General features: G+C 66.0%; 7 protein-coding genes. All 7 read right to left on the bottom strand.

Features of this window, described 5'->3' with window-relative positions; all coding sequences use genetic code 11:
- Window positions 1-747 precede the first annotated feature (747 nt).
- The 7 genes from ACFWZ3_RS13505 to ACFWZ3_RS13475 all read right to left on the bottom strand — a co-directional run bounded on the left by ACFWZ3_RS13505 (window position 748) and on the right by ACFWZ3_RS13475 (window position 7,385).
- Window positions 748-1,056, bottom strand: coding sequence for a hypothetical protein (locus ACFWZ3_RS13505; protein ID WP_439708230.1), 309 nt, complete (start codon window positions 1,054-1,056; stop codon window positions 748-750).
- 64 nt (window positions 1,057-1,120) lie between these two features.
- Window positions 1,121-1,549 carry a DUF7832 domain-containing protein gene (locus tag ACFWZ3_RS13500; protein WP_439708229.1) on the bottom strand — a complete coding sequence of 143 codons (429 nt, stop codon included), beginning with the start codon at window positions 1,547-1,549 and terminating at the stop codon, window positions 1,121-1,123.
- Window positions 1,550-1,601: 52 nt separating this feature from the next.
- A complete protein-coding gene (locus ACFWZ3_RS13495) occupies window positions 1,602-2,003 on the bottom strand; it encodes a hypothetical protein (RefSeq protein WP_439708228.1) in 402 nt (133 codons plus the stop codon).
- Window positions 2,004-2,061: 58 nt separating this feature from the next.
- On the bottom strand, window positions 2,062-2,451 hold the full coding sequence (locus ACFWZ3_RS13490) for a hypothetical protein (RefSeq protein WP_439708227.1): 390 nt from the start codon (window positions 2,449-2,451) through the stop codon (window positions 2,062-2,064).
- A 259-nt stretch (window positions 2,452-2,710) separates the two neighbouring features.
- Entirely contained in the window at window positions 2,711-4,963 is a 2,253-nt protein-coding gene (locus ACFWZ3_RS13485) for a molybdopterin cofactor-binding domain-containing protein (RefSeq protein WP_439708226.1), read from the bottom strand.
- Window positions 4,960-5,487 (bottom strand): (2Fe-2S)-binding protein, encoded by a 528-nt coding sequence (locus ACFWZ3_RS13480; protein WP_439708225.1) that lies wholly within the window; start codon window positions 5,485-5,487, stop codon window positions 4,960-4,962. The genes ACFWZ3_RS13485 and ACFWZ3_RS13480 overlap by 4 nt, the downstream gene beginning before the upstream one ends.
- Before the next feature lie 281 nt (window positions 5,488-5,768).
- Window positions 5,769-7,385: a methyl-accepting chemotaxis protein gene (locus tag ACFWZ3_RS13475; protein WP_439708224.1), complete on the bottom strand. Its 1,617-nt coding sequence runs from the start codon at window positions 7,383-7,385 to the stop codon at window positions 5,769-5,771.
- Window positions 7,386-7,408: the final 23 nt, after the last annotated feature.

The raw sequence follows: 7,408 nt of genomic DNA, 5'->3' as shown, positions 1-7,408 counted from the left end.
GCGACGCGAGTACAACGAGGAGCGACCGAAGAAGGCGCTGGGCGGGCTGACACCTGCCGCCTATGCGAAGCAGTTACAGTGAACCCGGACTCTAAACCGTCCCGCTACTCAAAGCGGGGGGACGTCGGGCCCAACCGCAGGCTTCGATACGCGGATGTGCCCTTGGCCTCTTTGACAATATAGCTCGTAACTTTGACCACCAACGAAGTCGTACGTGATGGTTGGCGGACCGTCTACGTAGATCTGGCCAGCACAGTAAAAGCCGACTTCACGTTTGCCGGGGGCCAAGTGCACAAGCCTGGGATAGCAGTTGGGGAAGTAGTAGTTGCCGACAGACACGATGCCGAGCCGGGTTCGAGAGGCAGGTCTGCAGGCACGTATGAAAGCGAGGCCGCAAGCTCAGTGGCTTCTGATGACGGGCTACGCAAGAAAGCAGCGCAACCGGACAAGAGCAGGCAGGTTGCAAAGAGACAGGCAATTTGACGCATAGGGCCTAACGCCCGAATTAAGCGGCGGCGAAGCCGTCCGCTTGAATGAAGAGTTAGGGGCTTGCGCCGCGCCATGCTTGGGTAACTGTGCCGGTGCGACCGCGAACCCCACCAAGCGCAACGCTAGCAGCTTTGGATGCCTGGAGCTTGCCCCAGCGCTGCAGAAGCAACGGCCAAGTGCGGAGGGCTGAACACTGGCGCGGACTTGGCCGAAACACACGCTGCGAGAGAACAACCAAGCAAGGGCCTAACGCCTGAGTTAAGCGGCGCGCGGCTTTTCGCGCGTCCGCTTGGACGATGAGTTAGACGCCTTGCGGAAGAGCTTGGACAGGGCGACCGAAATTGCCGATGGCAGGAGACCGAACGCGATAACGATGCCAACTGTAACCCAGAAGAAAGTACCGAGGGCGCGGAGCGTGTTTGCCCAAACGTCTTGCGGCGCGCCAGCGATGCGCAGACCGTACTCGGCGTAGAACGCGAAACTTCCAAGTGCGACGAGCAAGCCAAAGAAGGCACCGACTACGCTAGTGCCGATCAGTGTCTGGCGCAGCTGGATGGGAAAGCGCATTTCTGTCATTGGCGCCTAACGCTCGAGTTAAGCGGCGGCGAAGCCGTCCGCCTTGAACGAGTTGTTAGCCCCCGGCCGACAACCAGTTTGTGAACCGGCTATCCAGTACTGGTTTGAGCGTATCAAAGCTTTGCCAGGTATCTGGGACATGGTAGAGGCTAGGCAAGCCAGCACCGAGAACATTCTCGTAGTCCAACAGATAGCTGCCGCGCTCAAGGTCAAAGTATGCGGCTGCAAAGGCGTTGCCTTGGTCATTGAGGTTCTCGTCGATGAACTTTCCATCGCACGACTGAAGGAAGAACCGGCCTGGCGTGAGGGAGCGGGTGCGTAGCGCTTCCACATCATCGGGGAAGTCATCTATGTGGATCTGACCGGCAAGACCGGAGAGCAAAGCCCACGCCACAAACATGCCTGTGTGAGTGGCGCCAGCCTCATCCGGGAGGTCCTTGGGGAAATCCCCGCCATAGTGCCAAGACGCGTCGTCGTATTTCATGGGCTAACGCTTGAGTTAAGCGGCGGCGAAGCCGTCCGCCTTGAACGAAATGTTAGGCGCCCAACGACGCCAACCACTCGGTATAGAAAGCCTTTTGGTTTGCAACAGAAGAGGGAATGACATCATGGGCTTGGTCAAAGATGCGAACCAGATGGTCGCGGGCTGCTTGTATGCCAGGAGCCAAACGATAGGCTGCCAAGCCGTTGGACATTTCTCTGGACATGCGGGAAGGATAGACGTTTAGGCTTGCCCCGTAGCAGAAGGGTATGAGTGCCTCGGCCTCTAGTTGAAGCCTGATTTGGCAAAACGCCTCGAAGAAGTCTGATGAGGATGCAGCAATCTCGCGGCCACGAAAAGTAAACGTCAGGGCGCACTGGTCGCCGTGCTGCGAGGACGTAAGAACACCCGACTCATCGTCGGCACCGCCAATCAAGTAGATCGTGTGCTCTGCCATGCTTCCTGCCTAACGCTTGAGTTAAGCGGCGGCGAAGCCGTCCGCCTTGAACGAGTTGTTAGGCCGCGCCCTCACGTGCAGCGTACAGGCCTGTAATGCGTGTGACGCGCCCGACGGCAACTCTCTTGCTGCCTTCATGGCAGAAGAACTCGACGCCCGGCTTGATCCTTGCCCGGTGAATCTCTTCCCGCAATTTATCGTCAAGCACTGTCATTCTCGCTCGCAGCTCCACGCCGAGCAGCAGCGGCTCATCCGTAGGCAGGCTATCGCCCGACGGGCCATAAAAATCTGGCCAGATCATGTAGAGCTGGTTCGGTGGGTTATCAATGGCGTATGCGAAGTCCCAACGAACGCCGTTAAACGGAGAGGTTTTCCGGCCGCCCTCGGCTTCCGTAAGAACTCGTATTGTTGCTTCGAAATCGTCAAGAATTCGGTAAAGGCGATGCATGCTCTGTGGCCTAACGCCTAGTAGACCCCAAATCGGGCATATGCACCGGATGGTCCGGCGTGCGTCTTCCAAGGTCAAGGGTTGAAATTCCCTTGCCGATCAACGAGAACGGTGCGTGCCTTGCCGGTGGGTGGCCTGTTGGGTGGCCGGTGCGTATTGCGCGAATCGGGATGCTAATTCTTATGGCGCGCAAATGAAGGAATAAATCGTATGGTCGGCGCGGGCGGTTGCACGCGCGCCGACGGATGGGCGCTTTGGCTCAGAGCAGCCGGAGCAGTTCTTTCATCATGGGAAGTCGGCGTACGCGTACGGCGCTGGCGCGGAAGACGGCGTTGGCCAGGGCGGGTGCGGCGGTGGGCATGGCCAGGAAGCTGGCGCCGGTGGGGGCGCGGTCGTTGGGGACGAGGATGACTTCCACGTCGTTGGGCAGTTGGGCCATGCTGGCGAGCGGGTAGTCCTTGAAGTTCTGTTGCTGGACCTGGCCGTTCTTGAAGGTGATGGCGGGATTGAGGGCGTTGGACAGGGCGTCGAGGGTGGCGCCGGCGACCTGGCCTTTCAGGCCCAGCGGGTTGATCACGCGGCCGACGTCCACGGCGCAGACGACACGCACGATTTCCAGCCTTTCGCCGCGCATGGCCGCTTCGATCGCGTGGGCGACGTAGGCGCCGTCGATGTGCCAGCAGGCCACACCCATGCCGTTGACGTTGTGCAGCCAGTTCTTCCACTCGATGCGGTCGGTGACCAGCTTGAGCACGTTGAGCATGCGGCCGACATCGAGTGTGCCGCCGCCGGCGAGCGGTAGCTGCCGGGCGTCGCCGAGGAGGCGCAGGCGCGTGTTCAGCGGGTCCTCGCGCAGGGTGTGGGCGATCTCGTCGATGAAGCTCTCGACGGCGAAGGCGTTGGTGACGTGCGGCTCGCCGCGGAAGGGACCACGCGGCATGTCCGAGGCCAGGCTGTACCAGTCGTTGCGATAGTTGGGAACGAGGCCGGCGGGCAGCTGGTCCGCGGCGACCTCGGACGTCCACAGGCGGTCGGCGGCGACACCGCGGCCGGTGAGCGCCGAGGCGCTGGCCATGCGCTGGTCCCAGGCGATGAGCTTGCGCTTGCGGCCGATGATCGCCTTGATCTTGTGGACGGTGCCGGAGCGGTAGTAGTCGTGGGTCAGGCCCTGCTCGCGCGTCCACATCAGGCGCACGGGCTTGTCGACGGCCTTGGCCAGCATCACCGCTTCGGCGACGTAGTCGTGGTCGAGCCGACGACCGTAGCCGCCGCCCACGCGGGGCACCTCGATGGCAATCCGGTCCGGCGCCAGGCCGGTCAGGCGCTGCACCACGGACCAGGCCTGTTTCGGCGCCTGGGTGGGCACCACCAGCGTGGCCTGGTCCTTGTCCAGGCGCACCAGGCAGTTCATGGGCTCGGGCGTGGCGTGGGCGAGCCACGGCTGCACGTAGGTCGCTTCGACGCGGCGCGCCGCTTTACGGTTGGCGGCCTTGAGGTCGCCCTCGTCACGTACGCGCGTGGTCGGCGCGCTGTCGGTGTCGAGCAGGGCGAGGGCCTGGGCTTCGAGCTTGCCGCTGTCCTGCTCGGCGCTGTGGGCGCCGGGTTTCCATTCGAGCTTGAGTTCGGCCAGGCCGCGCAGCGCCGCCCAGGTGTTTTCGGCCAGCACCGCGATGGCCGGCGCGATTGCGGTTTCGCCCGGAGGCACGTTGGCTTCAGGATTGAGCGGCATCACCTTGACCACGCCCTTGATGGCCAGGGCGGGGGCGGTCTCGATGCTGGCCAGGCTGCCATCGGGCCAGGGGCACTGTGCCAGCACGGCGACGAGTGCGTCGGCGTAGTGCGCGTCCAGCGCGTAGCGGGTCTGGCCGGTGACGATGTTGCGCGCGTCGATATCGCCGGCCGGTTGTCCGATCAGCGTGTAGCGTTGGGGCGGCTTCAGCGGGAGCGGTGCACTGGGCGGATCGATCTTGCTGGCCGCCTCGACCAGGCTGCCGTAGGGGAAGCGACGGCCGTCCGGTGTGACGACCATGCCGGCTTCGCAGCGCAGGCGGTCGGCGGCGATGCCCAGGCGCCGCGCGGCGGCCTGGGTGATCAGCCAGCGTGCCAGCGCGCCGGCCTGGCGCAGGTCGGCCCATGCGGCGGGGATCGAATCGCCAGTGCCGCTGCGCTGGTGGCCGTAGGTCCAAACCGGCTTGCCGTCCTTCGCTTCCACGCCCAGGCCCAGCGGCACCACGGTGACACGGGTCCAGTCGGCGTCGAGTTCCTCGGCGATGATGCGCGGCAACGCGGTGGCGGTGCCGGTGCCGGTGTCCGGATCGCGCGCGCCGATCACCACGTTGCCGTCGCGGTCGATGCGCACGAAGGGGCCGAGCTTGCCGAAGTGGTCACCGAGCATCGCCGGCGGAATCGGCACCTCGGCTTCGGCGTAGCCGACGCCCACGACCAGCGCGCCGGCGGTGCCGGCGAGCACCTGCAGGAAACGCCGGCGCGAGAACGGCAGACCGGTGCTCATGCCTTCACCCCCACGGCGCGCTTGATTGCGCGGCGCACGCGCGTCTGTACGCCGCAGCGGCAGCGGTTGGGTAGCTTGTCGATGTCCTCGTCGGAGGGTTTGGGCTTGCGCGTGAGCAGGTCGATGCCGGCAATCAACCATCCGGGCGTGCAGTAGCCGCAGCCGATGGCGTCCTCGTCGATGAAGGCCTGCTGCAGCGGATGCAGGCTGCCGTCGGCATGCGCCAGGCCCTCCACGGTGGTGACGCGGGCGCCGGCCAGCTTGGCCATCGGGCGCTTGATCGCCGAGACCGCCTTGCCGTTGACCAGCACCAGGTCGTAGCCGTCCTCGCCGTGCGCGTCGCCGAGCTTGGTGCCGGTCAGGCGCAATACGTCGCGCAGGTACCACAGCAGCGGCATCAGGGGATCGCCGGTGTGCCGGAAGCGCTCGCCATTGACGATCAGGTCGATGCCCTCGCGCACCGGTTCCGGCGTGATCTCGCCGGTGGTGGCGGGCGGCAGGCCCTGGGCTTGCGCTTGCTGCATCGGGGCGACTCCTTGCGAGGGTCGCCTATTGTGGCATCGCGCAGGTGATGAGGCAGCGGGGATGGGTGGGGGCGTTCAGTTGGTGGGTTCCGGCGGGTCGCCCCCATCCGCCGGTCGGCACCTTCCCCCGTGGAACGGGGGAAGGCTCGGGGTTGGTCGTCCGGCACGGTTCTTTCCCCCATGGGGCGGGGAAGGCGCGAAAGCGCGTCGTCGTTGCGGTCCTTCCCCCGTTCCACGGGGGAAGGTGCCCGGAGGGCGGATGGGGGGGGCCTTGCGTGGAACTAGAACTCCTGCCAGCCGCCGGCCACGACCAGGCTGGCGGTCGGCTGGGCCGCGTCGACGCCCTGCGGCGCCGGCGGGGGCGCTGGCTCGGGCGCGGCGGCTTCCTCCGCCAACTGGAAGAACGCCACCTCGTGCAGCAACGAGCGCGCCTGCTCCTGCATGGCGCGGCTGGCCGCGGCAGCTTCCTCGACCAGCGCGGCATTCTGCTGGGTGCTCTCGTCCATCGCGGTGACGGTGGCGCTCACCTGCAGGATGCCGGCCGATTGCTCGCGGCTGGCGGCAGCGATCTCGGCGACGATGTCGGTCACCTTTTTCACGCTCGCCACGATCGCCTCGAGCGACTGGCCGGAGCGACCCACCAGCGCGCTGCCGGTCTGCACCTTTTCCACGCTGTCGGCGATCAACCCCTTGATCTCGCGCGCCGCGGCGGCGGAGCGCTGAGCCAGACTGCGCACCTCGGCCGCGACCACGGCGAAGCCGCGGCCTTGCTCGCCGGCACGCGCAGCCTCGACCGCGGCGTTGAGCGAGAGCAGGTTGGTCTGGAAAGCGATCTCGTCGATCAGGCCGACGATGTCGGCGATGCGCTGGCTGGAGGCATTGATCGCCTGCATCGAGGCGTTGGCCTCGCCCATCACGGCGCCGCCCTGTTCGGCCTGCGTGCGCGCCTCGCGGGCGAGCTGGTCGGCGCGGTCGGCGTTGGTGGCGTTCTGGCGCACGGTGGCGGTCATCTGCGCCATCGAGAGCGAGGTCTGCTCCAGGCTGGAGGCCTGGACCCGGGTGCGGCGGGAAAGGTCGTCGTTGCCTTGGGCGATCTGCGCGGAGGCGTCGCCCACTTCCAGCGAGACGCCGCGGATCGCGCCGACGATGCTGGCCAGTTGCGCCGCCATTGCCTGCAGGCGGCCGAGCACGGCGTCCTCGTGGACCGTGCCGGCGTCGTCGATGGCCAGGTCGCCGGCGGCGATGCGCGCAACCACCGCGCGCAGTTGCTCGGGTTCGGCGCCCAGGTCGCGGGCGATCGCACGCAGCATCTGCCAGGCACCGAGCAGCAGCACCAGCACGATCAGCACGCCGGACACGGCATTGCTGACCATCACCTGCTGGACGCCGGCATGCGAGGCATCCAGCCGCTCGCGCACCGTTGCGGTGGCGGCCTTGATATCGTCGGCCAGAAGTTTTTCGAGCGCTTCCTGCGATTGCTGCATGGCGCCCACGGCCGCGCCGGTGGCGTCGGTGGGCGGGCCGAGCATGGTTTCGGCAGCGTGCGTGGCGGCGGTGACATAGCCTTCGTAGGCGGTGCCCAGCGCATCGGCGGCGGCGCCGTGTTCGCCCAAGGTGCGCAGGCTGGCCAGCGTGGCTTTGGCGTCGGTGGCGATGGCGCGGGCGTCATCGAGTTTGGCCTTGTCGCCTTCGGCCACGGCGCTCTGCACCGTCTGCGTGGTGCGTTTGAACTGCTGGTCGAACTGCTTGAGCCCTTCCAGGTACGGGTAATCCACCGAGCCGAGCGAGGCGACCGCGTTGGCGGTGCGCGTGGCGACGGCGGAGCTGGCCAGCCAGCCGGCCAGGAACAGCGCCAGCGTGATCGCCGGCGCCAACAGAATGCGGGTCTTGAACTTCATGGGTACGACTCCGGGGGAACACA

Source organism: Frateuria sp. GZRR35, assembly GCF_051900415.1.
Classification (GTDB): domain Bacteria; phylum Pseudomonadota; class Gammaproteobacteria; order Xanthomonadales; family Rhodanobacteraceae; genus Frateuria_A.
The sequence above is the reverse complement of the archived record's forward strand: the minus strand, read 5'-3'. Positions and strand labels throughout refer to the sequence as shown.

Coding starts and splice junctions, on each gene's coding strand:
- ACFWZ3_RS13505 (WP_439708230.1), bottom strand. CDS start 1,056: ATGCGCTTTCCCATCCAGCTGCGCCAGACACTGATCGGCACTAGCGTA.
- ACFWZ3_RS13500 (WP_439708229.1), bottom strand. CDS start 1,549: ATGAAATACGACGACGCGTCTTGGCACTATGGCGGGGATTTCCCCAAG.
- ACFWZ3_RS13495 (WP_439708228.1), bottom strand. CDS start 2,003: ATGGCAGAGCACACGATCTACTTGATTGGCGGTGCCGACGATGAGTCG.
- ACFWZ3_RS13490 (WP_439708227.1), bottom strand. CDS start 2,451: ATGCATCGCCTTTACCGAATTCTTGACGATTTCGAAGCAACAATACGA.
- ACFWZ3_RS13485 (WP_439708226.1), bottom strand. CDS start 4,963: ATGAGCACCGGTCTGCCGTTCTCGCGCCGGCGTTTCCTGCAGGTGCTC.
- ACFWZ3_RS13480 (WP_439708225.1), bottom strand. CDS start 5,487: ATGCAGCAAGCGCAAGCCCAGGGCCTGCCGCCCGCCACCACCGGCGAG.
- ACFWZ3_RS13475 (WP_439708224.1), bottom strand. CDS start 7,385: ATGAAGTTCAAGACCCGCATTCTGTTGGCGCCGGCGATCACGCTGGCG.